This window comes from Burkholderia sp. SRS-25 (genome assembly GCF_004343765.1).
Classification (GTDB): domain Bacteria; phylum Pseudomonadota; class Gammaproteobacteria; order Burkholderiales; family Burkholderiaceae; genus Burkholderia; species Burkholderia contaminans.
This window is the reverse complement of record NZ_PTXM01000038.1, coordinates 1-23784: the sequence shown is the minus strand read 5'-3', so window position 1 is coordinate 23784 and position 23784 is coordinate 1. Positions and strand designations below refer to the sequence as shown.

The following is a 23784-nucleotide window of genomic DNA, read 5'->3' as shown; positions in this document are numbered from 1 at the left end:
CCGTATGCTCGCCGCATGAAATTCGCCTTGCCCTCTCTGCCGCCGCTCGCAGCCGTTCGCACCGCGCTGCGCGACGCCCGGCCCACGCTGCCGCCCGGCGCCCTCGGCTTCGCGTTGCGCAACACCGCCGCGTCGCTCCTCGCGCTCTACATCGCGTTCCGGATGAATCTCGACGACCCGAAATGGGCCGCGTCGACGGTGTGGATCGTCGCGCAGGGCAGCCGCGGGATGGGCTTGTCGAAGAGCCAGTACCGGATTCTCGGCACCGCGATCGGCGCGGCCGTCGCGCTCGTGCTGACCGGGGCTTTCGCGCAGACGCCCGAACTGTTCCTGCCGGCGCTCGCCGCGTGGATCGGCCTGTGCGCGGGCGTCGCGACCTTCCTGCGCAATTTCCGCGCGTATGCGGCGGTGCTTGCGGGCTATACGGCGGCGATCATCGCGATGGACGCCGTCTCCGCGCCGCTGCACGCATTCGACATCGCGACCGCGCGCTTCCTGTACGTGGTGGTCGGCATCCTGTGCGGCGCCGCGTTCGAGACGGTGTTCGCGCCCGGTTCGCCGCTGGCCGATGTCCGCACGCGGCTCGCGCGCTATCTCGACCGCGCGGTGGCCGTCGGCGCGGGCGCGCTGCGCCGCGAGCCGAACGGCGCGGCCGTGCACCGGCTGTTCGCCGATGCGCTCGAACTCGACACGGCGGCCGAGTATGCGGCCGCCGGTGCGCCCCCGGTGCGCAACGCGATCGGGCATCTGCGCGCGGCGGTGCTGGGCGTGCTGTCCGCGCAAGCCGCGGGGCAGGCGCTGCACGAGCACGCGGCACGCAGCGGCGGCACGCCGGATCCGCTGGTCGCCGATGCCGCGCAGGTGCTCGACGGCATGGCCGCGACGGGCGAAGCGGGCCCGGCGCTGATCGCATTGCGTGCGCGCGTGGACGACGCGGTGCGTGCCGAGGCCGCGGAGCCGGCCGGCTCGGACCCGGCGCGTCTGCTCACGCTCGACCGGCTGGCGGCGCTGCTTGCCGGGTTCGACGCCGCCTTCGCGGGCAAGGTGCAGCTGGACCGGCCGAATCCGCCGGCGTCGCGCGTGCGCTATGCGTTCCACCACGATCCGGTGCTCGCATGGCACAACGGGATTCGCGCGTTCATCGCGGTACTGGTCGCGTCGGCGCTCTGGATCGTTACCGCGTGGCCGTCGGGTGCCGGATTCGTGGCGATCACGGGCGTGGTCTGCGCGCTGTTCTCGACGCGTCCGAACTCGGTCGGCGCCACCGTCGGCTTCCTGAAAGGCGCGGCCTGCGCGGCGGTCGCGGGTGCGCTCTGCAATTTCGCGCTGCTGCCGGCGGTGTCGGGCTTCGAGATGCTCGCGACCATCCTCGGCGTGTTCATGATCGGCACGGGCATCGCGATGCGCAATCCGCGCACCGCCGGCATCGGCAGCGGCTTCTCGATCTTCTTCTGGAATTTCACGTCGCCGGACAATACGGCGCGCATCGGCGACGCGGCCTTTCTCAATTCGGCGCTTGCCACGCTGCTCGGCATCGCGTTCGGGGCGCTGGTGTTCGCGCTCGTGTTTCCCGGCGATCCCGGCACGAGCCGGCGGCGCCTGCATCGCGCGGTGCGCGACGACCTGGTGCGCATCGCACGCGATCCACGGGCATGGCAGGCGAGTGCATGGCTGAGCCGCACGGCCGACCGCCTCGGGCGCGAACTCGGTTTCGCTGGCCGTCTGTCACCCGCGCTCATCGAGCGCGACCTGCGCGATCTGCTCGCGGCCTGGACGATCGGCGACAGCCTGCTGGCACTGGCGGAATTGGCGGCACGCGAGCCGGCGGCGCGCCGTGCGGTCGCGTTGGTGCGGGGGCGGGTCGGGCGCGCGGATTTCGCGCGGCTGGCGCGGACCAGCAATGCGGCAGCCCGCGTGCTGTTGCGTCGCGTGACGGGGGTCGACAGCGACGAGGGCCGCGCGATGCTGCGCGGTGCGGTGTTGCTGAGAACGATCGCAGAGACGGCGGCCGCGCACGATGGCTTCCTGCGAGGCCCTCACGATTGACGGAGGGGCCGACGTGCGTGAGTGGCGGCCCGCGCGTCAACTGAGCCGATAAGCCTTGCCCGGTGTCACTTCCGCCGGCAGCGGCTCGCGGTTCAGTTCGAGCAGCGTGCGCTCGATCTGGCGCGTCATCGCATCGAGGGCGAGATGGTTCGGCCCGTCGCCGAACGGCTCGGCGATCGCATGCGCGATTGCGTCGAGCGCGATCAGCGTATAGGCGACGAACACGCTGACGAACGGCGTCGCCGCGCCGATCGAATCGACGAGGCCGAACGGCAGCAGCACGCAGTACGCGTAGATGGTCCGGTGCAGCAGCACGTCGTATGAAAACGGGATCGGCGTCGACGCGATCCGTTCGCAGCCGCTCACCATCGATACCAGATCGTCGAGACGCGCGTCGAGCATCCACAGCCGCGTGTCGGAGAGGCGGCCCGCATCGGCGCGTGCGGCGAACGCTTCGCGCAGCGCGTGCACGATGACGACCGGGCGGAACCGCGACGCGGCGATGCGCGCGTAGGCAGCATCGTCGAGCAGCCCGCGCAGGTCGGCGGCCGGATCGGTGCCGCGCAGTTGATGCTTGAGCGCATAGACGAACGCGACGACCGTGCGCACGAACGCGCGTCGCGACGCATCGTCACGGTCGATCGCACCGTAGCAGAGCGCCTGCGACACCAGCGTGCGCGTGGCGGTCAGCACGCCTCCCCACAGTTGCCGGCCTTCGCGGTAGCGTTCGTAGCTCGCGTTGTTGCGAAACCCCGCGAAGATCGCGAGCGTGAGGCCGATCAACGTGAACGGCGTCGGGTTCAGCGGCACCTTCTCGCCGAGCACCCGGCCGCCGCCCCATACCGCGACGAGGCTGATCGCGAGCGTCAGCACGAGCTGCGGCAGGATGGTCGGCAGCACCGAGCCGTTCCAGACGAGCAGCATCCGCAGCCAGTGCTCGCGCGGACGAACGATCATCGACGCGCTCCGTCAGGCGGCGATCGAGGCCGGCGCGGCCGCGCGATGCAGCAGCACCGGAATCGACTTCGACGTCGGCGTGTTGCACACGTCGCCGACGCTGTCGAGCGGCACGAGCGGGTTCGTTTCCGGGTAGTACGCGCCGATGCAGCCGCGCGGGATGTCGTATTCGACGAGCAGGAAGCCCGCCGCGCGCCGCTCGATGCCGTCGTGCCACACGGTTTCCATGTCGACCCAGTCGCCGGCCGCAAGGCCGAGCATCGCGAGATCGTCGCGGTTGGCGAACACCACGCGGCGCTGGCCGAACACGCCGCGATAGCGGTCGTCGAGCCCGTAGACGGTCGTGTTGTACTGGTCGTGCGAGCGCGTTGTCATCAGCGTCATCAGCCGTTCGCCGTGCAGCGCGCGGGCACGCTGGATCGGCGTGTCGGCCGGCAGCGCGTGCGCGATGAAATTCGCCTTGCCCGTCGGCGTGAGCCATTCGCGGTCGCGCGACGCGACGCGCAGGTGGAAGCCGCCCGGCCGCGCGATGCGCGTGTTGTAGTCGTAGAAGCCGTCGAGCGTCGCCTCGATCGCGTCGCGGATCTTCGCGTAGTCGTCCTTGTACGCGAGCCAGTCGATCTTGCCGCTGCCGAACAGAGCATGGCCCATGTGCGCGACGATCGCGGGCTCCGACATCAGGTTCGGCGACGCCGGCTTGTTCATCCCGTACGACACGTGGACCATGCTCATCGAATCCTCGACCGTCACGCCTTGCGCGACGTTGTCCTGCAGGTCGATCTCGGTGCGGCCGAGCGTCGGCAGGATCAGCGCGTCGCGGCCGTGGATCAGGTGGCTGCGGTTCAGCTTCGTCGTGATGTGCACGGAGAGGTCGCAGCGGCGCATGCCTTCCCACGTGCGGGGCGTGTCGGGGGTCGCCATCGCGAAGTTGCCGCCGAGGCCGATCAGCACCTTCACGTGGCCTTCGAGCATCCCTTCGATCGTCTCGACGACGTCGTAGCCGTGGTGGCGCGGCGGTTCGAAGTCGAACACGTGGCCGAGCCGGTCGAGGAACGCCTGCGACGGCTTTTCCTCGATGCCGACCGTGCGGTTGCCCTGCACGTTCGAGTGGCCGCGCACCGGGCACAGGCCCGCGCCGGGGCGGCCGATGTTGCCGCGCATCAGCATCAGGTTCGTCAGCATCTGCACGGTCGCGACCGAATGCTTGTGCTGCGTGATGCCCATGCCCCACGTGGCGATCACACGCTCGCTGCGTGCATAGCGCTGCGCGAGGCTGTCGATCTGTTCGTACGGCACGCCGCTTTCGGCGGTCAGCGCGGACCAGCTTTCGTTGCGCAGGTCGTCGGCGAATGCGTCGAAGCCGGCCGTATGCTCGGCGATGAACGCGGTGTCGAGCACGCGCGGTGCACCGGCGGCGCGCGCGGCGTCGTCGAGTTCGAGCACGCGCTTCGCCATCCCCTTGATCAGCGCGAAATCGCCGCCGATCGTCGGCTGGATGAATGTCGACGCGATCTTCGTGCCGGACATCGTCAGCATCTCGATCGGGCTTTGCGGATCGGCGAAGCGTTCGAGGCCGCGCTCCTTCAGCGGGTTGATCGACACGATCGTCGCGCCGCGCTTCGCGCATTCGCGCAGTTCGCCCATCATCCGCGGGTGATTGGTGGCCGGGTTCTGGCCGAAGATCAGCAGCATGTCCGCGTGTTCGAAATCGTCGAGCGTGACGGTGCCCTTGCCGACGCCGACCGACGCCGGCAGCCCGCGGCTCGTCGCCTCGTGGCACATGTTCGAGCAGTCGGGGAAGTTGTTCGTGCCGTACAGGCGCACGAGCAGCTGGTACAGGAACGCCGCTTCGTTGCTGGCGCGGCCTGACGTGTAGAACGCGGCCTGGTTCGGGTCGGGCAGTGCGCGCAGGTGGCGTGCGATCAGCTCGAACGCGTCGTCCCATGCGATCGGCACGTAGCGGTCGGTCTGTGCGTCGTACACCATCGGGTCGGTGAGCCGGCCGTGCTGCTCGAGTTCGAAATCCGACTGTTCGAGCAGCTCGGTGACCGTGTGCGCGGCGAAGAATTCGGGCGTCACGCGCTTGCTCGTCGCTTCCGCGGCCACGGCCTTCACGCCGTTTTCGCAGAATTCGAACGTCGACGCGTGCTGGCGATCGGGCCACGCGCAGCCCGGGCAGTCGAAGCCGTCCGGCTGGTTCTGTCGCAGCAGCGTGCGGTAGTTGCCGCCGGCGACCTTTTCCTTGATCAGGTTGATCGTGACGGCTTTCAGCGCGCCCCAGCCGGCGGCCGGGTGGGTGTACGGTTCGATGCGCGCGGTGGCGGATTTCTTTTTCATGATGCAGCGGGTGTCGGGGTCGATGGGTGCAGAGTACGCGCGGCCCCCGTCCGGCTGTGTGTACACCTGTTCGCTCCAAAAAAGAGTACAGTTGCGGCCATTCAGACAGTGCGGATCGCAACTGTATTGTTGAAGGGAAGTTGAAAGGGAGGCGCGTGAAGCGTTACGAACAACTGGCCGACGATCTCCAGGCGCAGATCGAGCGTGGCGTGTACCGGCCCGGCGAGCGGATTCCGTCGGTGCGGCAGGCGAGCCGGCAGCAGCAGCTCAGCGTCACGACCGTGCTGCGCGCGTACCTCGTGCTGGAAAGCCGCGGCCTGATCGAGAGCCGGCCGCAATCGGGCTATTTCGTCCGCGCGCGCGCGTCGGCGCCGGCCGAGGCCGAGCTGCACATGTCGGCGCCGGCCGCCGAGCCGTCGGCCGTGGACGTGAGCCGGCTCGTGCTGTCGACGCTGCGCTCGATCGCGCGCGACGACGCGGTGCCGCTCGGCTCGCCGTATCCCGATGCGTCGCAGTTTCCGGTGCAGCGTCTCGCGCGCTATGCGCAGACGATCGGCCGCCGCCGCACGCGCTGGGGCGTGATCGACGATCTGCCGCCCGGCAACCAGGAGCTGATCCGCCAGATCGCGCGGCGCTACGCGGAGCGCGGGATCGCGGTCGAGCCCGGCGAGATCGTGGTGACGATCGGCGCGACCGAGGCGATCAACCTGTGCCTGCAGGCGGTTGCGAAGCCGGGCGACACGATCGCCGTGGAGTCACCGACCTTCTACGCGATGCTGCACGCGATCGAGCGAATGGGCATGCGCGCGCTGGAAGTCGCGACGCATCCGGTCGACGGCATCGATCTCGACGCGCTCGAACGGGTTCTCGAACGCGAGCGCATCGCCGCGTGCATGGTGATGCCGAACTTCCAGAATCCGCTCGGTTTCCAGATGCCCGACACGCGCAAGCGCGCGCTCGTCGAGTTGCTGTCGAAGCACGGTGTGCCGGCGATCGAGAGCGACGTCTATCACGAGCTGCACTTCGGCGACTCGACGCCGAGCGCACTGAAGTCGTTCGACCGCGACGGGCTCGTGCTGCATTGCGCGTCATTCACGAAGAGCCTGTCGCCGCGCTACCGGATCGGCTGGGCGATGCCGGGCCGCTACCGCGATCAGGTCGAGAAGCTCAAATTCCTGAATACGCTGGCTACGCCCGCGATCGAGCAGCTCGCGATTGCCGAGTACCTGAAATACGACGGCTACGATTTTCATCTGCGGCGCATGCGCAAGCAGTACGCGCAGCAGGCAAGCCTGATGAGCGCGATGGTGCGGCGTTTCTTCCCGGAAGGCACGCGGTTGTCGCAGCCGCAGGGCGGGTACGTGCTGTGGGTCGAGTTGCCTCGGCACGTCGATGCGATGAAGCTGTATGCGGTCGCGCTCGCGCAAGGGATCACGGTCGGCCCCGGACACATGTTCTCGGCGAGCACCGATTACCGGCATTTCATCCGGCTCAACTACAGCTATCCGTGGTCGCGGCAGATCGAGGACGCGTTGAAGGTGCTCGGACGGCTCACGTCGGAGTGCGCGGCGGCGCGCTGAGTGCAGAGGGCCGCGCGGCAGGCGGCGGCCGATGATCGGCCGCCACCGCATGCGTCACCCCGCGTGCGGCGCCTGCAGCCCGGCTTGCGCGGCGCCGACCATCTGCCGCATGTCGAAGCCCGACGGGTGCTGGTACACGCGCAGCCCGAACTCCGGCAGCACCGCGATCAGGTGATCGAACAGATCGGACTGGATGGCCTCGTAGTCGACCCACGTCGTCGTGTCGGTGAAGCAGTACAGTTCGAGCGGAATGCCTTCGGCCGTGAGCGGCAGCTGCCGCGCCATGCAGGTCATGTCGCGGCGGATGCGCGGATGGCCCTTCAGGTAGTTCGCGACATACGCGCGGAACGTGCCCAGATTCGTCAGCTGGCGGCGGTTCGCCGGGCAGTCGCCGGCCGCGCCGAGCGTGCCGTTCCATTGCTCGATCGCGTCGACCTTGTCTTCGAGATAATCCTTCAGCAGCGTCAGGCGTTCGAGCCGTTCGATCTCGTCGTTGGAGAGAAAACGCACGCTCGTCGCGTCGACGAACAGCGCGCGCTTGATGCGGCGCCCGCCCGCTTCGGTCATTCCGCGCCAGTTCTGGTAGCTCTCGGTGATCAGCTTCCACGTGGGTACGGTGATGATCGTGTGATCGAAGTTCGCGACCTTGACGGTGTTCAGCGTGATGTCGATCACGGTGCCGTCCGCGCCGGCCGACGGCATCGTGATCCAGTCGCCGATCCGCAGCATGTCGTTCGACGACAGCTGCACGCCCGCGACGAGGCCGAGCAGCGTGTCCTTGAAGATCAGCATCAGCACCGCCGACATCGCGCCGATGCCCGACAGCAGCAGGCCGATCTGCTTGCCGGTCGCGTCGCCGATCACGACGAGCGCGGCGGTGATGAACATCACGAGCTTGACGAGCTGCATCGCGCCTTTCAGCGACAGGTGCGGCTGGCCGCGCTGATCGCGCTGGTACGTGCGATGCGTGTGTTCGAGCGCTGAAAGCGTCGCGCTGACGGTCATCGTCACCAGGAACACGATCAGCGCGAACAGGACCTTGTCGGCGGCCTGCGCGGCCGTCTCGGGGATGCCGGGCACCGCGCCGAGCCCGAGCTTGACCACGACGAAGGGGACGATGCGGTTCAGCCACTTGAACGCGCCGAACTCGAACAGCGCGTCGTCGACGCGCGTGGCGGAAAGCCGTGCGAGCCGCGCGACCACACGGAACAGCAGGAAATGGATGGCGACGGTAAGCGCGCCGGCGGCGGCGAGCAGGATGAGGATGCCGACGAGCGGCGCAAACCAGGATTCGTTCAGGATCATAGGGGCAAACAGGGGCCTTCTCGTGCGTTGAATCGGCGCCGCGGTGCGGCGCGCGCCCGGTGAAGGGCACATGAAAGGGACCGTGATTGTGCCATCGGGTTCCAGGCACGTCGTCGTGCATGCAGGATGGGCGGCTCCCGAATCGCCTCACCATTGCGCAGGTATCCTCTGTAATCGGGTGAAGGCGGGTGGTGAAAGCGCGTCACCGCAAGCCAATGCACGCGCGTGTGGCCGGATGCATTGCGCACGGGCCGGCGATCGGCTGGGCCGCGCTCAGGCGGGCCTTCGCGCTTCGATGCGCGTGAACGGCGATCCATGCAATCATGCGGGCGTCGCCCTTGCCGGCGCGTGTGGCGCTCGCCCTCGCGCGCGGCCAGTCGCCAACGGTGAGCGATACGCGCCACCTTCGCGCACTTGCCATGTGACGCCTGCCCGGGGCACGATGCGAGAACGACTTCGCGAACCACGTCACCTCGTATTCACGCATTCCACGCATGCAAGACTCCCACGAAAGCCGCCCGTCAGGCGTGCGGCTGCTGAAAGGCATCCTCCCGATCCGCCGGGGCGGGGCGATCCGCGACGTGTTTGCCGGCATTTCGCTCGCGTCGATGGACATCCCGCAGGTGCTCGGCTATGCGCGCATCGCCGGAATGCCGGCCGTCACGGGCCTCTACACGGTGTTCCTGCCGCTCGTCGCATTCGCGTGTTTCGGTGCGTCGCGGCATCTGGTGGTGGCCGCCGATTCCGCGACCGCGACGATCTTCGCGAGCCGGCTGTCGTCGATGGCGCCGGCCGGCAGCGCCGAGTATGTGGCGCTGGCCGGCACGGTCGCGCTGCTGACCGCCGCGATGCTGCTGCTCGCGCGCATCTTCAAGCTCGGTTTTCTCGCCGATTTCCTGTCGCGCACGGTGCTGGTCGGCTTTCTCGCCGGCGTCGGCATGCAGGTGTCGATCGCGATGCTCGGCGACATGCTCGGGATCGCCGTGCCGTACCCTGCGTCACGCAGCCTGGCGCAGCTCGACTACGTCGTCACGCATCTCGTCCATACGAACCGGCCGACGTTCGCGCTCGCGGCGCTCGTCGTCATCGCGATTCTCGCGTGCAAGCGGTTCCTGCCGCGCGTGCCGATGCCGATGCTCGCGGTCGCGGGCAGCATCGCGGCAAGCTACGCATTCGGATTCGCCGCGCACGGCATCGCGGTGCTCGGGCCGGTCGCCGGCGGGCTGCCGCCGCTGCGCTGGCCGTCCGTCACGTGGCAGCAGTGCCTCGATCTCATGCCGGTCGCAGCTTCCTGCTTCGTGATGATCATTGCGCAGAGTGCGGCCGCCGCACGCGTGTTCGCGCAGCAGTATGACGAGGAGGTCGACACCAACGCCGACATCCTCGGCCTCGCGGCCGCGAACGCGGCGGCGGCGGTGGGCGGCGCATTCGTCGTCAACGGCAGCCCGACGCAGACGGCGATGGCCGACGGCGCGGGCGTGCGCAGCCAGATCGGCCATCTTGCGTTCGCGGCCGTGGTGGCGGTGGTGCTGCTGTTCTTCAGCACGTTTCTGCAATACCTGCCGCATGCGGTGCTGGCCGGCATCGTGTTCACGATCGCGCTCGGGCTGATCAACGTGCGCAGCCTCGCCGCGATCCGCAAGGAAAGCCCCGGCGAGTTCACGCTCGCGCTGGTGACGGCGCTGGCCGTCGTGACGGTCGGCGTCGAGCACGGCATCCTGCTGGCCGTCGCGCTGTCGCTGATGCGGCACGTGCGCCACAGCTACCAGCCGCACACGATGGTGCTCGAACCGGCCGAAGGCAACGGGCGGTGGCAGCCGGTGCCCGCGCGGCGCGGCGCGATGACGGCCCCCGGGCTGATCGTCTACCGGTTCGGCTCCGACCTGTTCTTCGCGAACGATCACCTGTTCTCCGCCGAAGTGACCGAACTCGTCGAGGCGGCGCCGGTGCCGACGCGCTGGTTCGTCGTCGATGCGGGCGCGATCACCGACATCGACTATTCGGCCGCACGGACGCTGACCGACCTCGTCAGGATGCTGCAGGCGCGCGGGATCGGTGTGCTGTTCGGGCGCGTCAATCGCTACCTGCGCGCGGACATGGATCGTCACCGGATCACGGAGATCGTCGACGCATCGTGCATCTTCCCGACACTGCACCAGGCACTCGAGGCTGCTGGGGCGACGCCGGCGCCGCAGGAACCGGGCATCGTGTAGCGGGAACCGGCGCTAGGCAGCCGCGCGCACGCGCGCGAAGCCGTTGCGCAGGTGGCGGGCGAGTTCCGTGGCGGCCGGCGTGCGCTGGCCGCGCGGCAGATGCAGGTTGATCGCGAAGTTCGGCAGTGCGGGCAGGCCGCTGTCGGCCGGCAGGATGTCGAGGTCGGCCGGCACGGTCGACGCGAGCCAGGCGGTCACCGCGAGGTCCGAGCGCACGGTCGCGGCCGTCGCGTCGATGCTGCCGTTCTCGAACACCGTGCGCCACGCGCGATCGCAGCCGCGCAGCGCGTCGAGCACCGTGGGGCGGAACGCGCAGGTCTGCGCGACCATCGACACGGGCAGTGGCGTGTTCCGGTACGCGGTGCCGCCTCTCGCGCCGACCCAGACCAGGCGGTCGACGGCGATGCACTCGCCGCGTGACGGCCCGACCGGCGCCTCGATCAGCGCGACGTCGAGTTCGCCCTGCGCGAGCCCCCGGCGCAGCTCCGGCGATGCCGCGCACACGAGCGAGAGCGCGACCTGCGGATGCGCTTGCGCATAGCCTTTGAGGATCGGCGCGAGACAGCTGCCGACGAGATCCTGCGGCGCACCGAGGCGCACGGCGCCTTCGACCGCGCCGGCCGTCATGTCGGTCAGCAGCGCATCGTGCACCGCAAGCAGCCGGCGCGCCTGCCCGAGCAGCCGCTCGCCGTCCGCCGTGAGCAGCAGGTTGCGATGCTCGCGGACGAACAACGGGCCGGACAGCGTTTCGAGCCGTGCGACCTGCTGGCTGATCGCGCCTTGCGTCAGGTGCAGCGCGCGGCTGGCCGCCGTCATGCTGCGATGCTCGGCCACCGTGACGAAGGCGCGCAGCAGCGCGATGTCGAGATTACGTACCATGCGACGCATTATGAATGCTAATGGCTGGAATAAAAATCTTTCGCTGTCGTAATGTGACGGTCGCGCGTAAAACGGGGCTTCGACGACGACAACCGGGAGCTTCCGTGCCGTTCCGCGACTATCTGCCGCTGATGCTGTTCGTGATCGTGTCCACCGTGACGCCGGGCGGCGCGACGACGCTCGCGACCGCCTCGGGCGCGCATTTCGGCTACCGGCGTTCGCTGCCGCTGATGGCGGGCATCGCGGCCGGCCTGGCGTCGATGGCCGCTGCCGCCGCGGCCGGGCTCGGCGGCGTGCTGCTCGCGCTGCCCGCGTTGCAACTCGCGATGAAGGCGGTCGGTTCGGTGTATCTCGTGTGGCTGGCCGTGCGCATCGGGCGCGGCGGCAAGCCGCGGCTCGATGCCGCGGTGCAGCGGCCGCAGGGGTTCGTCAGCGGCGTCTGGATGCTCTGGCACAACCCGAAAGGCTGGGCGGTGACGCTCGGCGCGGCTGCGTCGTTCGCCGCCCTCGCATCCGGCCCGGCGCGGCTCGGCGTTTTGCTCGGGCTGGCGTTCGGCGTGGCCGCGATGGCGTCGCTGTCGCTCTGGTGTTTCGCCGGGCTGCTGTTCGCGCGCGTGCTGCGCACGGAGCGGCAGTGGCGCTGGCTGAATGCCGGGCTCGGCGTGCTGCTGGTGGCGTCGATCGTGCCGATGTGGCTTCCGTAGCGACGCCGCGCGTGTAGCGAGGCGTGACGTAGCGCTGCGCAGCGTCCGCGTTCAGCGCGAACCGGCGCGCGCCGCGCCGGCAGGTTTACCGCCCGCACCGGCCGACCACAACGGCAGCCGCAGTGTCGTGACGAAGCTCGCCGCGTGCAGCACGCAAAGCAGCGCGAACGCCCACGCATACGCGTTTGCCTGCATGCCGCCGCTCGCCGCCGATTCGGCCTGCAGCCGCCACGCGAGAAACAGCGTGCAGACCGTCGTGCACGTCGGGCCACCGAGGCGCTGCACGATATTGAGCGAGGTCGTCGCCATCGGCAGGTTGCGGCGCTCGACCGACGCATACGCGGCGGAAATCGACGGCGCGCCGATCGCGCTCTGGCCCATGCCGCGCAGGAACAGCGCGGGCACGAGCAGGATCGGATCGTAGCCGGTCAGCGCGAGAAACACGAACGGCAACGTCGCGAACAGTGCGAGCAGGGCGCCTGCGGCGGCCAGCCGGCGCACGCCGAACCGGCTCGTGAGCGCGCCCATCGACGGGTAGGTGACCAGCATGCCGAGCCCCATCGGCGCAAGCAGCCAACCCATTTCGCCGGGCGTGCGGCCGCAGGCCTGGATCAGGAACACCGGAATCAGCATCTGGCCCGCGAACAGCGCGCCATTCGACAGGAACTGCGTCGACGCGGCCGCGCCGAACACCTTGCCGCGAAACAGTGCAAGGTCGATCAGCGCGCGGTAGCCCTTGCGCGTTTCGACCCGCAGGAACGCCGCGAGCAACAGTGCCGCCGCGACGATCGCCGCAATGCCGGGCGCTTCATTGATCCGCTCGATGCCGTACAGGAACAGCACGAGCCCCGGCGACAGCAGTGCGAGGCCGACCCAGTCGAGTTCGCGCGGCTGCGTGTCGTCGCGGTCGCCGGGCAGGAACCGCATGGCCAGCGCGAGCGCCAGCACGCCGACGGGCAGGTTCACGAGAAACAGCCAGCGCCACGAGGCGTGCTGCAGGATCGCGCCGGCGACGACCGGGCCGAGGATCGGCGCGAGCAGCACCGGCACGGCCGCGTAGCCGATCACGCGCGCCATCTGCTGGCCGGCGACGCGCGCGATCATCATCTGCGCCATCGGCGCGAGCAGCCCGCCGCTCACGCCTTGCAGCACGCGGAACGCGATCAGTGAGGGCGCGGACCATGCGAGCCCGCACAGCGCCGAGGTGAGCGTGAACGCCGAGAAGCACCACAGGTACAGCGCCTTCGCGCCGATCCGGTCGACGAGCCAGCCGTTCAGCGGCAGCACCAGCGTGAGTGCGAGCAGGTAGCCGCTCGTTACCCACTGGATCGTCGCGAGAGGCGCGTGCAGGTCGGTCGCGAGGCTCGACAGCGATACGTTGACGATCGTCGCATCGAGCTGCGACAGCAGCGAGCCGAGCGTTGCGACGGCGCTAACCTTCCAGATCGACGGATCGGGCCGGCCGGCCGCGCGGTCCTGCGCCGGCCGAGTGCGTGGATCGCTCACGCGCCGCGCCGGTCGAGCAGCGCGACGATGTCCTGCGTCGTGCCCGTCTCGCCGAGGCGCGGGAACAGGCGCTCGACGCTGTTCGCATGCGCATCCGCGTTGAGGTCGGTCATCGCATCGACGGCGAGCGTGACGTTGTAGCCGAGTTCATGCGCGTGCCGTGCGGTCGATTCGACGCCGATACTTGTCGCGACGCCGGCCAGCACGATCTGCGTGACGCCGGCCGCCTTCAGATGCGCGTCGAGATCGGTGCCGGTGAAGGCACCCCAGGTCTTTTTCGTCACCAGGTGGTCGCCCGGCTGCCGGTTCAGTTCGGGCACGAGTTCGGTCCAGTCGGCGGGGAACTGCGCCGTGCGCGGCGATTGCTCGGTGCGACCCGGTGCGCCGCCCGCGACGTTGACGAGCACGACCGGCAGGCCGTGGCTGCGGAACGCGTCGAGCAGTGTGCGGGCGCGCGCGATCACCGGTTCGACCGGATGCGCGGTGGGGAGGGCGACGATACCTTTCTGCAGGTCGATGACGACGAGGGCCGTGTTCGTGTCGAGACGGGTTGCGCTCATGATGGGACTCCGTGAAAGGGGCGAAGAAAGCCGTGCGCGCGGTTGTCGTGGGGCGCGCGGGCCGGATTCATTGCTCGCCGATGCGGCGGATCAGCGGGATCGCGGCGGCGAGCGTGGCGATGTCTTCGGGATCGAGCTGTTCGATCGCCGCGCCGAGCCACTTGTGTTTCGCGGCGTTGCGCTTGAGCCGTGCGTCGAGGCCGGCCGCGGTCAGGCGGAACAGGATCTGGCGGCCGTCGGTCGGATGCGGTTCGCGTTCGACGAGGCCGTCTTCCTCGAGGCTGGCAAGCGTCGCCTTCATCGACTGCGGCTTCATTGCTTCGGCGCGCGCGAGATCGGCAGTCGTCATCGGCCCGTGCCGCTCGAGCCGCGCAAGCGCGCTCGTCTGGGACATGCCGAGCCCTCCGGATTCGATCTCGGAGCGGAGCCGGCGGATCAGCTGGCCGACCGCGAGGGTCAGGTCGGCGGCGACGATATCGGCGGAAACGCCGGATTTGCGTGGCGGGTTCATGCGACGGATCATAGAATACGACAGTCAAACTTGCAAGTTTGACTGTTGAAATGATCGCCGGATCGAGATGCAGCCCGGTGCGCAGTTACGCGCCGCGAGGCGGGATCGGGACGACTTCGTTGTATCGCGGGGTCGCGGCTTCGTGCAGCAGGTCGCCGAGGTATTGCGCGAGTTCGTCCGCGGCGAGCGTGGGCGGAACATGCAGATTTGCGGGGCGCCGCTTGCCTTCGGCGCCGAGATCGAACACGGCCCAGCCGTCGTTCGTCCGCACGACGGCGAGCGGACGTCCGAATGCGTTGAAGCGGTATTCGTCCTGCATGGCATCGCTCCCGTTGGGTGAACGCGCCGGCTGCCCGTGCGCGCTTACTGGATCGAGCAGGACAGCCAGCGGTGGATCTTGATGGCATCGCTCGAGACGCCCGCGCGGGTCGGCGCACCGAGCAGCACGACCGTTTCGCGGCGGCCCTTCACCCGCATGCGCATCACGACGCCGTGCCCCGACTCGTTGATGAAGCCGGTCTTCTGCAGCCGGATCGGCAGGCGGCGGTAGCGGACGAGCGGGTCGGAATTCACGTACAGCAGCTCGCCGTCGCCCGGGCGCACGGTGGTCGACGTATCCGTCGAGAAATAGCGGATCAGCGGATCCTGCGCCGCCGCGCCGACGAGCTTCGCGAGATCCTCGGCCGTCGACACGTTGTGCGGCGACAGGCCGGTCGGCTCGCGGAAGTGCGTATGGCGCATGCCGAGCCGGCGCGCTTCGCGATTCATCGCCTTGACGAACGCGGCGCGCCCGCCCGGATAGTCGCGGCTCAGCGCGGCGGCCGCGCGGTTTTCCGACGACATCAGCGCGATATGGAACATCTCGCGGCGCGACAGTTCCGAGCCGACCTGCAGGCGCGACCCGGTGAACTTGATCGTGTCGCGGTCGTGCGCGGTGACGCGCAGCACGCCGTTCAGCGGACGGTCGGCGTCGCGCGCGACGACGGCCGTCATCAGCTTCGAGATCGATGCGATCGGCCGCACGGTGCGTGCGTTGCGGGCCAGCAGCGGCGTGCCGGAATCGACGTCGAGCACGTAGGCCGCGCGTGAATGCAGGGAATTGACCGCACGCGGGCTGTAGCCGCAACTCGCCATCAGGCGCGGCTTGGCAGCCGGGCGCGGATGCACGGCGGTCGAACGTTTCGCGCGGCGTTGCTGCGGGGCCGGTGCCGCGTGACGCTTGACCACGTGATGCTTCACGCGCGGGCGGCGGTGCTTGACGGCTTTCTGTTTGCGCTGGGCAGGCTTCTTCTTGACGGTTTTCTTGATGGCCTTCGCCGGCGCATGAGCGTGCGCGGCGCGCGGCGGCGGGTTGCGTGGCGTGGACGACGCGTTCGTCGAGAAGGCGAACATCAGCATCGACAGGGCGACGAGCAGGGTGGTCCGGGCGAGAGGCAGGCGCGCGATGAGGCCGGTCAAGCGAAAGTCTCCTTTTCACGCGCGGTGACGCTGCGTGGAATGCGTGGTGGGCGGCAGGATGCGGAAAATTATACGGTCGATCGCGGAGCGATGACGATTGAAGACGGGAAAAGATGCGCGATTCGGTGAGTTTTGGCGGTGCTGGTCGGCGACTTGACGAGGACGCAGTGGCCTGCGCGCTTGCGGTCGCTCTCTATATGAAACGATACGCGGCGCGATCGTGGAACGATAGCGACGATGCTCAACGTGGCCAGTTGCGCCGCGACACCACCGCAAAACTGATCGCGATCGAACCGGTCACGGGGCGCGGCGGCGCGTCGTTCGGCGCGCTCATCGCGTCCACCGCATCGCCGAAGCGAAAGCGGCGGCCGCGGCCGTCGGTGCTTTCGGTACGCACGGCGCGTTCGGCACGACGTTTCGGCGCGCGCCGATCGGCCGGTGCGGCGCGCTCGTCGATGGCGGCCGGTGCGCACGAAGTGTCGTCGGGCGGACATTCACAGACGAGATCAACAGACATGACGGTCGGTTCCTGAAAGGGCATGTCCGTATTGAACGTCATCACATTCGATCGGTAAAATGAATGTTTCGATCGTTAAGATTCCTTTTAAGAATGGAATTGAAACTGCTGCGAACCTTCCTGACGGTCACCGAGCTGTGTCATTTCAGCCGCGCGGCCGATGCGCTGCACATGAGCCAGCCGGCACTGAGCAAGCAGATCGGCGCGCTCGAGGCGAGCCTCGGCGGCAAGCTGTTCGAGCGCGGCCGGCATGGTGCGGAGCTCACATCGTTCGGCGAGCGCTTCCTGCCCGATGCGCAGGCGCTGGTGCGCGATGCGGACGAGATTCTCGCCCGCGCGCGCGAGCTGTCGAGCGGGCAGCGCGGTCATTTGCGGCTGGGCATTTGCCTGTCGGTTCTGACGCTCGTCCCGAAGCTCGTCGCGGAGTTTCGCAGCCGGAATCCCGGCATTGCCGTCACGTTGAGCGACCTGTCGTCCGCGGAGCAGACGCGCCGGTTGCGCGCGGGCAAGCTCGATGCGGGATTCCTGCGCCTGCCGTCGGACGAAGGACTGTCGTCGTTCAAGGTGATCGACGAGGCGCTGGCGCTGGCGGTGCCGCCGCATCTCGGCCTGAAGCGCGTGCCGGCCGATCTCGGCACGCTCAACGAGATCGGCTTCATCGCGTTGCAGCGTGCACGCGGGCAAGGGTTGGCCGCGCAGGTCGACCGGTGGTGCGTCGAGCGCCGCTTCGTGCCGCACGTGACACAGCAGGCCGAAGACGTGCAGTCGGTGCTCGCGTCGGTCGCGGCCGGCGCGGGCGTCGCGTTCATTCCGTCGCGTGCGCAATATCTGCTGCGCGATGCGACGGTATTGCCGCTCGACGGCAAGGACGCGAAGTGGCGCGTCGGGCTCGCATGGCTGTCGGATCGCGACGACCCCGTCACCACACGCTTCGTGTCGTTCATGCGTGCCGCGATCAAGAATGCATGATGGACGAAGCGGTATAGTCTCCTCGGCCGGCGGCGCTCGCCCGATCGCGTGCCGGACACCCGAACGCAAGCCCCAGTCTCGCTCACCGACCGCCACCCATGACTTCCGAATCCGACGACTCCCCGCTCGATCCCGCACTCGTTGCGACGCTCGCGACGCTGAACGAGGCCGCGAGCGATCCGGCCGGCAAGACCTGGTCGTTGCCGAAGATCGCGAAACGCACGCAACTGCCGATGAGCACGCTGCGTCGTGTGCTGACGCAGCTCGACGCCGCGGGCCTGAGCGCGACGACGCTGAACGAGGACGGTACCGGCAGCGCCGCGCTGACCGACGAAGGTCGCGCGGTGTGCGCGCAACTGTTCGGCGCGAACGACGCACAATGAAAATCGGGCCGCTGAAAGCGGCCCGTCGTCTTGCGGCTCCGTATGCGGCTCGACAGGGCTTGCCGGTGCGTTACCACCGCACCGTCACGCCGCCCATCACCGAATGATCGTAGGTCTGGTCGTTCAGCCCGCGCCGGTAGCCGATGTCGAGATCGAGCCACGGCTTCGGCGAATAGATCGCGCCTGCGATCGCGAATGCAGGATTCGCGCCGGCGCCGCTTGCCGTGTGGCGCGACGTACCGATGTCGGCCACGATCTGCAGCTTGTCGGTCGCCTTGTAGATCGCCGCGCCCGACACCGCCCAGATCGACGTCAGGTCGCCCTGGCGATTCGGCTGGTATGTCATGCCCGCGTTCGCGAGAAACGAAAATCGCGCAACGTCGAGCTGCGCGAGCAGCGTTGCACCGGCACCCACGCGGCCGGTGCCGAGCCCGCGCCGGTCGTTGCCGGTCGGCGTCATCAGTTTCGGCTTCAGCGCGATCGACAGCGGGCCGCGTTCGACGAACCGCCATTTCATGCCGATCTCGACATCGCCGACGCCGGCGCCATTCTCGTCGGTGCGGGTCTGCAGATGCGTGTAGGGCGCGTTCACGTAGAGATCGGCGTGTTCGCCGAACCCGCGCGTGAGCGTCGCGTTCCACAGCTGGTGGCGGCCGTTTTCTTCCTGTTTCGAGGTTTCCTCCGCGTTGAATTCGAACTGCCAGTTCGCGTTGCCCTGCGTACCCGTGTCGTCGCTGACGAGCGGATGGGTGGCGAGGGCATCGAACGGCGCGAGGAGGGCGCTCGCGGCTGCGAGCGGAAGCATTCTTTTCATCGTGTCACCCGTGGTGCGCGGCGAGCCTGCCGGCCCACGCCGAGGGCGCGGGCCGGCGGGCCGTCAAGCGAAGACGTTCAGAACCACTGCTTGTAGCGCCGCACGTAGATCGTCTTGACGATCTGCGCGAGCAGGATGTAGCCGACCATCGTCGCGGCGAGCCACAGCCAGAAGGTGCCCGGCAGGTGCATGAAGCCGAGGGACTCCGCGAACGGCGAGAACGGCAGCCAGCAGCCGATCGCGATCGCGGTGAACGTCGACAGCAGCACCGGCAGCGCGGCCGTGCTCTGCAGGAACGGGATCTTCTGCGTGCGCAGCAGGTGCACGACGAGCGTCTGCGACACGAGGCTCTCGATGAACCAGCCCGAGTTCATCACGATCTGGCCGCCGGTGCCGCCGTTCAGGTGATACATCGCACCTGCACCGAACACCGTCCACATCAGGATGTACGTGGTGATGTCGAACACCGACGACGTCGGCCCGACCCACAGCATGAAGCGGCTGATGTTGCCGGCTTCCCACTTGCGCGGCTTCTTCAGGAACTCGGGATCCATCTTGTCCCACGGCAGCAGCATCTGCGACGTGTCGTAGATCAGGTTCAGCACGAGCAGCTGGGTCGCGAGCATCGGCTCCCACGGCAGGAACGCACTGGCGACGAGCACCGAGAACACGTTGCCGAAGTTCGAGCTTGCGGTCATGTTCAGGTACTTCAGGATGTTGCCGAACGTCTCGCGGCCCTTGATCACGCCTTCCTCGAGCACCATCAGGCTCTTTTCGAGCAGGATGATGTCGGCGGTTTCCTTCGCGATGTCGGCGCCGCTGTCGACCGAGATGCCGACGTCGGCGTCGCGCAGCGCGGGCGCATCGTTGATGCCGTCGCCGAGAAAGCCGACCGTGTGGCCGTTCGCCTGCAGCGCCTTCACGATGCGCGCCTTCTGCAGCGGCGTGAGCTTCGCGAACACGGTCGTGCGTTCGACGACCTGCGCGAGCGTCGCGTCGTCGAGTGCTTCGATCTCCGTGCCGAGGATCGGCTTGCCGGGTTCGAGGCCGACCTGGCGGCATACCTTCATCGTGACGATCGGGTTGTCGCCCGTCAGCACCTTCACCGCGACGCCGTTCTCGCGCAGCGCGGCGAGTGCCGGCGCGGCCGATTCCTTCGGCGGATCGAGGAAAGTCAGGAAGCCGCGCACGACGAGGTCGTGTTCGTCGGCGGTGCGGTACTGCTGGCGCTCGTCGCCGCGCGGGATCGTTCGCGTCGCGAGCACGAGCACGCGGAAGCCGTCCTCGTTGTAGGCGCTGGCCTGTTCGAGCAGCCGCTTGCGTGCGACGAAGTCGAGCGGGCGCACGCCGTCCTCATCCTGCACGTGCGTGGAGACTGCCAGCATTTCCTCGACCGCGCCCTTGCAGATCAGCAGGTGCGTGCCGTGCGTGTCCTCGACGACGACCGACAGGCGGCGCCGCACGAAGTCGAACGGCAGTTCGTCGATCTTCTTGTAGCCTTGCGGCTTCACGCGCTCGCCGATCTCGTCGGCGCGCGCGACGACCGCGATGTCGATCAGGTTCTTCTGGCCGCTCTGGTGGAAGCTGTTCAGCCAGCCGAGCCGCAGGATCTCCTCGTCCTTGTAGCCCGACAGGTCGAGGTGATGTTCGAGGATGATCTTGTCCTGCGTGAGCGTGCCGGTCTTGTCGGTGCACAGCACGTCCATCGCGCCGAAGTTCTGCACCGAGTTCAGCCGCTTGACGACGACCTTGCGGCGCGCCATCGCAACCGCACCGCGCGCGAGGTTCGCGCTGACGATCATCGGCAGCATCTCGGGCGTGAGGCCCACGGCCACCGCGAGGGCGAACGTGAGCGCGCTCAGCCAGTCGCCCTTGGTCAGCCCGTTGATCATGAACACGATCGGCACCATCACGAACATGAACTTGATCAGCAGCCAGCTCACGCTCGCGACGCCGCGGTCGAAGCTCGTCTCGATGCGCTTGTGGCTCACGACGTTGCGCGCGAGCGAGCCGAAGTAGGTGTCCTCGCCGGTCGCGACGACGACGGCCGTCGCCGTGCCGCTGACGACGTTGGTGCCCATGAAGCAGACGTTCTCGAGATCGAGCAGCGATGCCGACGTCTCGGTCGCGGAGTCGGCTGCGCGCGTGCTGGCGGATTTGCCGGCGACCGCGCCGAGCGTGTCGTACTTCTCGACGGGCAGCGCCTCGCCGGTCAGCACGGCCTGGCTGATGAACAGGTCGCGCGACGCGAGCAGGCGCACGTCCGCCGGGATCATGTCGCCGGCCGACAGGTGCACGATGTCGCCCGCCACGACTTCGCGCATCGGCACCTCGCGGCGTGTCGGCTCGGACGTGCCGGTCATGGCACGCTGCACGGTGGCGGTCGTGCGGACCATCGCCTTCAGCTTCTCGGCCGCGCGCAGCGAACGGAATTCCTGCACGAAGCGCAGCAGCGCGCTGATCGTGACCATCGTCAGCAGGATCGTCATGCCGACGTAGTCGCGATCGTCGGGCGCCGCGAAGTAGACGTCGGTGAAGAAGCTGATGGCGGCCAGCACCAGCAGCACGTAGACGAACGGGTTGTGGAACGAGAGCAGCAACTGGCGGGTCCAGTGCGGCGGCTTGTCGTGCGCGATTTCGTTCGGGCCGTAGTGCTGCAGGCGGTCGGCGGCCTGGTCGTAGGTGAGGCCGCGCGTGCTGGTGTTCAGCGACTTCAGCGTGTCTTCGAGCGGACGGGCCGCTTCCTGCGCGGCGCGCATGATGCGCGGGTCGTTCTGCTGGCCGGCGCCGGCCTTGATGAAGCCGCGCTGTTTCTTTTGCGATGTGTTGTGTCGTGTTGTCATGAGTCGCTCCTTGCGCACGAGGCGGCGGGCGGGGAGCGACCGTGACGTTATCGACGCACGAGCGCTCCCCGCCGCGTCGCGTCAGGCGCGATCGGCTGTGGATCGGGGAAGGCGGGAACGCTCGCCGGCGCGTGCGGTGCGGCCGGAGGGGCGATGTGCGACGTCGCACCGGCGAGCGGTAATCGACTACTGTCGTCTGAGTTCATCTGCACTCCTGTCGGTTGCGAATAATCGGCACGGGCGATCGACAGCGACGCACGCACGAAGGCGCGCGGCCGGACGGCACGCGAACGGAGAACGCGCGCGGCTGACGCTGCGCGCAACACGAACGCACGCGCGCGACGGCGCATCGCGTGCATTCGACAACAATGAAAATTCGGCGGGAGATCTGGCCAGTGAAGTCAGGCCGGAAGGACGCCGCATCCTGCTTCCCGGGATGCGGCAGAAGACGAGGCTCTGCGCGTTTTCCTCAGGCAGCAGTCAAGTTGGTCAAGGACCAACTACAACTCGCATCGGTGTTCACAGAACACTCCATGTAATTAGACGGGAGCGATGGTAATGGGTCGCTGTGCGAAGCGTCAACCCTTTTGTCAGTCGTTATTTCGAGAAACGTAATCGGGGTGACGTGTGCACGGCGCGTCGTCGGATCGACGCCAATGAAACGGCCGCGCGCATGCGATATCGGCATGCGCGCGGCCGGGGCGAGGCAGAGGGTGGCGTATCAGTTGGCGGATGCGACGGCGGCACCTGCGTCGAGGATGCCCGAGCCCGCCGGCATCGCGGTGCACGACGTGCCGGCCGCGAGCTTGGTCGTGCGCGTGCCGCCCTGCAGCTTCTGCTGGATCTGCGCGGGCGTGAGGTTGCCGTTCACCGACAACATCAGCGCGGCAACCCCCGTCACTTGCGGCGTGGCGAGGCTGGTGCCGTTCGCGAGGCCGTAGGTGTCCGAGCCCGGGGTCGTCGTGCCGGTATTCGACGTCGACAGGATGTTGACGCCCGGCGCGCTCAGCGAGACATCGGGGCCGAAGTTGCTGAACGACGCGCGGCGGCCGGTCGCGTCGGTGGCGCCGACGCTGATTACGCCGCGGCAGTTCGCGGGCTGGTCGAGCCCGGTCGACAGGCCGTCGTTGCCGGCGGCGACGACGACGGTCACGCCCTTCGCGGTCACATCGTCGATGGCTTGCTGGAACGTCGTGCTGCACGCGCCGATACCACCGAGGCTAAGGTTGATGACCTTCGCGGGGCGCGGGTTGTTCGGCACGCCGTTCACCGCGATGCCGGCGGCCCAGCGCATCCCGTCGGCGATGTCGCTCGTCGTGCCGCCGCACTTGCCGAGCACGCGCACCGGCAGGATCTGGCCGAGCCACGACACGCCGGCGACGCCGGTGCCGTTGTTGGCCGTCGCGCCGATCACGCCCATCACGCGCGTGCCGTGCCAGCTGCTGTCGCTCGGCTGGCTCGCGCAGTGATAGTACGGACCGTTTGCGTTGTCGAGTTCCTGCTGCGTGACCCAGTCACCCGGGTCGGTAGCGTCAGGGCTGCGGGTCAGGCCGTTGTTGCTGGTGTTGACGTTGCTGATGAAGCTGTAGCCGGACAGCAGGTTGCCGACGAGGTCGGCGTGCGGCCGGTAGCCGGTGTCGAGCACGGCCGTGACGACGGTCGGCGAACCCTTGGTCACGTTCCACGCGGGCGGCAGGTTGACACCGGCGGTCGGGTCCGACAGGTACCACTGCTGGCTGTAGAGCGGGTCGCTAGGCGTGTCGCGGATCTGCATCGGATGATCCGGTTCCGCGTAGTCGACGTCCGAATCGGCTGCGAATGCCTGCGCGAGCGCGGCTGCGTCCGTGGCGGCCATGCGCTGGCCGAGCGACAGCACGGTCGCGCCGTTCGAGATCGTCCGTTCGACCTGCACGTTCACCGGCGTTTGCCCGACCGTGCTCGCATAGGCACGTGCGCTGCCGGTCACCGGCGCGGTCCAGCGCGTCATCGAGCGCTGGATCACCGCGTCGAGCCGCGTCCCGTTGTCGATGGCCGCCATCGCACGCGTGGCCGTCAGCGTCTTCAGCTTGACGATCAGGTGATCGATCGGCGGTTCGGTCGGCGCGGTCTGTGCCGCCATCTGCACGGCGGCCTGCTGCGTCGTGCACGCATTGCTGCCGGAAGGCGCGGGCGGGCTCGTGGGATTGGAGGGCGGGGGAGACG

Annotated in this window: 19 protein-coding genes; 6 read left to right on the top strand and 13 right to left on the bottom strand. The window is 68.4% G+C overall.

What is annotated here, in order from left to right; genetic code table 11:
• Window positions 1-15: 15 nt before the first annotated feature.
• Entirely contained in the window at window positions 16-2046 is a 2031-nt protein-coding gene (locus C5O79_RS35975; RefSeq protein WP_131932230.1) for an FUSC family protein, read from the top strand.
• Between the two features lie 36 nt (window positions 2047-2082).
• On the opposite strand, the gene C5O79_RS35970 is transcribed toward C5O79_RS35975, so the two are convergent.
• A complete protein-coding gene (locus C5O79_RS35970; RefSeq protein ID WP_122476162.1) occupies window positions 2083-3003 on the bottom strand; it encodes a bestrophin family ion channel in 921 nt (306 codons plus the stop codon).
• A gap of 12 nt (window positions 3004-3015) precedes the next feature.
• Complete coding sequence (locus tag C5O79_RS35965) at window positions 3016-5340, bottom strand: FdhF/YdeP family oxidoreductase (protein WP_131932228.1); 2325 nt, start codon at window positions 5338-5340, stop codon at window positions 3016-3018.
• Between the two features lie 155 nt (window positions 5341-5495).
• Between C5O79_RS35965 and C5O79_RS35955 the strand changes: the two genes are divergently transcribed.
• Window positions 5496-6920 carry a PLP-dependent aminotransferase family protein gene (locus tag C5O79_RS35955; protein WP_131932226.1) on the top strand — a complete coding sequence of 475 codons (1425 nt, stop codon included), beginning with the start codon at window positions 5496-5498 and terminating at the stop codon, window positions 6918-6920.
• Between the two features lie 54 nt (window positions 6921-6974).
• On the opposite strand, the gene C5O79_RS35950 is transcribed toward C5O79_RS35955, so the two are convergent.
• Window positions 6975-8225 (bottom strand): mechanosensitive ion channel family protein, encoded by a 1251-nt coding sequence (locus C5O79_RS35950; RefSeq protein ID WP_131932224.1) that lies wholly within the window; start codon window positions 8223-8225, stop codon window positions 6975-6977.
• A gap of 494 nt (window positions 8226-8719) precedes the next feature.
• On the opposite strand from C5O79_RS35950, the gene C5O79_RS35945 reads away from it, so the two are divergent.
• Complete coding sequence (locus C5O79_RS35945) at window positions 8720-10438, top strand: SulP family inorganic anion transporter (RefSeq protein WP_131932222.1); 1719 nt, start codon at window positions 8720-8722, stop codon at window positions 10436-10438.
• Between the two features lie 12 nt (window positions 10439-10450).
• Here C5O79_RS35945 and C5O79_RS35940 read toward each other — a convergent pair whose 3' ends face one another.
• Window positions 10451-11326: a LysR substrate-binding domain-containing protein gene (locus tag C5O79_RS35940; protein WP_122476153.1), complete on the bottom strand. Its 876-nt coding sequence runs from the start codon at window positions 11324-11326 to the stop codon at window positions 10451-10453.
• A gap of 95 nt (window positions 11327-11421) precedes the next feature.
• Here C5O79_RS35940 and C5O79_RS35935 point away from each other — a divergent pair, with 95 nt between their 5' ends.
• Window positions 11422-12021, top strand: coding sequence for a LysE family transporter (locus C5O79_RS35935; RefSeq protein ID WP_122476151.1), 600 nt, complete (start codon window positions 11422-11424; stop codon window positions 12019-12021).
• 51 nt (window positions 12022-12072) lie between these two features.
• Here the strand turns inward: C5O79_RS35935 and C5O79_RS35930 are convergent, their stop codons facing one another.
• From C5O79_RS35930 to C5O79_RS35905, 6 genes are all read right to left on the bottom strand, one after another.
• The gene (locus C5O79_RS35930) at window positions 12073-13527 is read right to left on the bottom strand and encodes a DHA2 family efflux MFS transporter permease subunit (protein WP_122476149.1); all 1455 of its coding nucleotides are present in this window, start codon (window positions 13525-13527) and stop codon (window positions 12073-12075) included.
• On the bottom strand, window positions 13524-14087 hold the full coding sequence (locus tag C5O79_RS35925; protein ID WP_122476146.1) for an isochorismatase family protein: 564 nt from the start codon (window positions 14085-14087) through the stop codon (window positions 13524-13526). Before C5O79_RS35925 ends, C5O79_RS35930 begins: the two co-directional genes overlap by 4 nt.
• Before the next feature lie 67 nt (window positions 14088-14154).
• Window positions 14155-14610, bottom strand: coding sequence for a MarR family transcriptional regulator (locus C5O79_RS35920; protein ID WP_081421041.1), 456 nt, complete (start codon window positions 14608-14610; stop codon window positions 14155-14157).
• A 73-nt stretch (window positions 14611-14683) separates the two neighbouring features.
• Window positions 14684-14917, bottom strand: coding sequence for a hypothetical protein (locus C5O79_RS35915; protein ID WP_046548047.1), 234 nt, complete (start codon window positions 14915-14917; stop codon window positions 14684-14686).
• A 44-nt stretch (window positions 14918-14961) separates the two neighbouring features.
• On the bottom strand, window positions 14962-16056 hold the full coding sequence (locus C5O79_RS35910) for a serine hydrolase (protein ID WP_122476144.1): 1095 nt from the start codon (window positions 16054-16056) through the stop codon (window positions 14962-14964).
• A gap of 241 nt (window positions 16057-16297) precedes the next feature.
• Window positions 16298-16615 carry a hypothetical protein gene (locus tag C5O79_RS35905; protein WP_122476142.1) on the bottom strand — a complete coding sequence of 106 codons (318 nt, stop codon included), beginning with the start codon at window positions 16613-16615 and terminating at the stop codon, window positions 16298-16300.
• A gap of 51 nt (window positions 16616-16666) precedes the next feature.
• On the opposite strand from C5O79_RS35905, the gene C5O79_RS35900 reads away from it, so the two are divergent.
• Both C5O79_RS35900 and C5O79_RS35895 read left to right on the top strand, forming a co-directional pair.
• Window positions 16667-17542, top strand: coding sequence for a LysR substrate-binding domain-containing protein (locus C5O79_RS35900; RefSeq protein WP_046548044.1), 876 nt, complete (start codon window positions 16667-16669; stop codon window positions 17540-17542).
• Between the two features lie 98 nt (window positions 17543-17640).
• A complete protein-coding gene (locus C5O79_RS35895) occupies window positions 17641-17925 on the top strand; it encodes a hypothetical protein (protein WP_039351195.1) in 285 nt (94 codons plus the stop codon).
• Window positions 17926-17995: 70 nt separating this feature from the next.
• Here C5O79_RS35895 and C5O79_RS35890 read toward each other — a convergent pair whose 3' ends face one another.
• The 3 genes from C5O79_RS35890 to C5O79_RS35870 form a co-directional block, all read right to left on the bottom strand.
• The gene (locus tag C5O79_RS35890; protein WP_122476140.1) at window positions 17996-18739 is read right to left on the bottom strand and encodes a transporter; all 744 of its coding nucleotides are present in this window, start codon (window positions 18737-18739) and stop codon (window positions 17996-17998) included.
• A 77-nt stretch (window positions 18740-18816) separates the two neighbouring features.
• Window positions 18817-21582 carry a magnesium-translocating P-type ATPase gene (mgtA, locus tag C5O79_RS35885; protein ID WP_122476138.1) on the bottom strand — a complete coding sequence of 922 codons (2766 nt, stop codon included), beginning with the start codon at window positions 21580-21582 and terminating at the stop codon, window positions 18817-18819.
• Between the two features lie 721 nt (window positions 21583-22303).
• A partial coding sequence (locus tag C5O79_RS35870; protein WP_131932220.1) for a S8 family peptidase occupies window positions 22304-23784 on the bottom strand: 1481 nt, incomplete at its 5' end.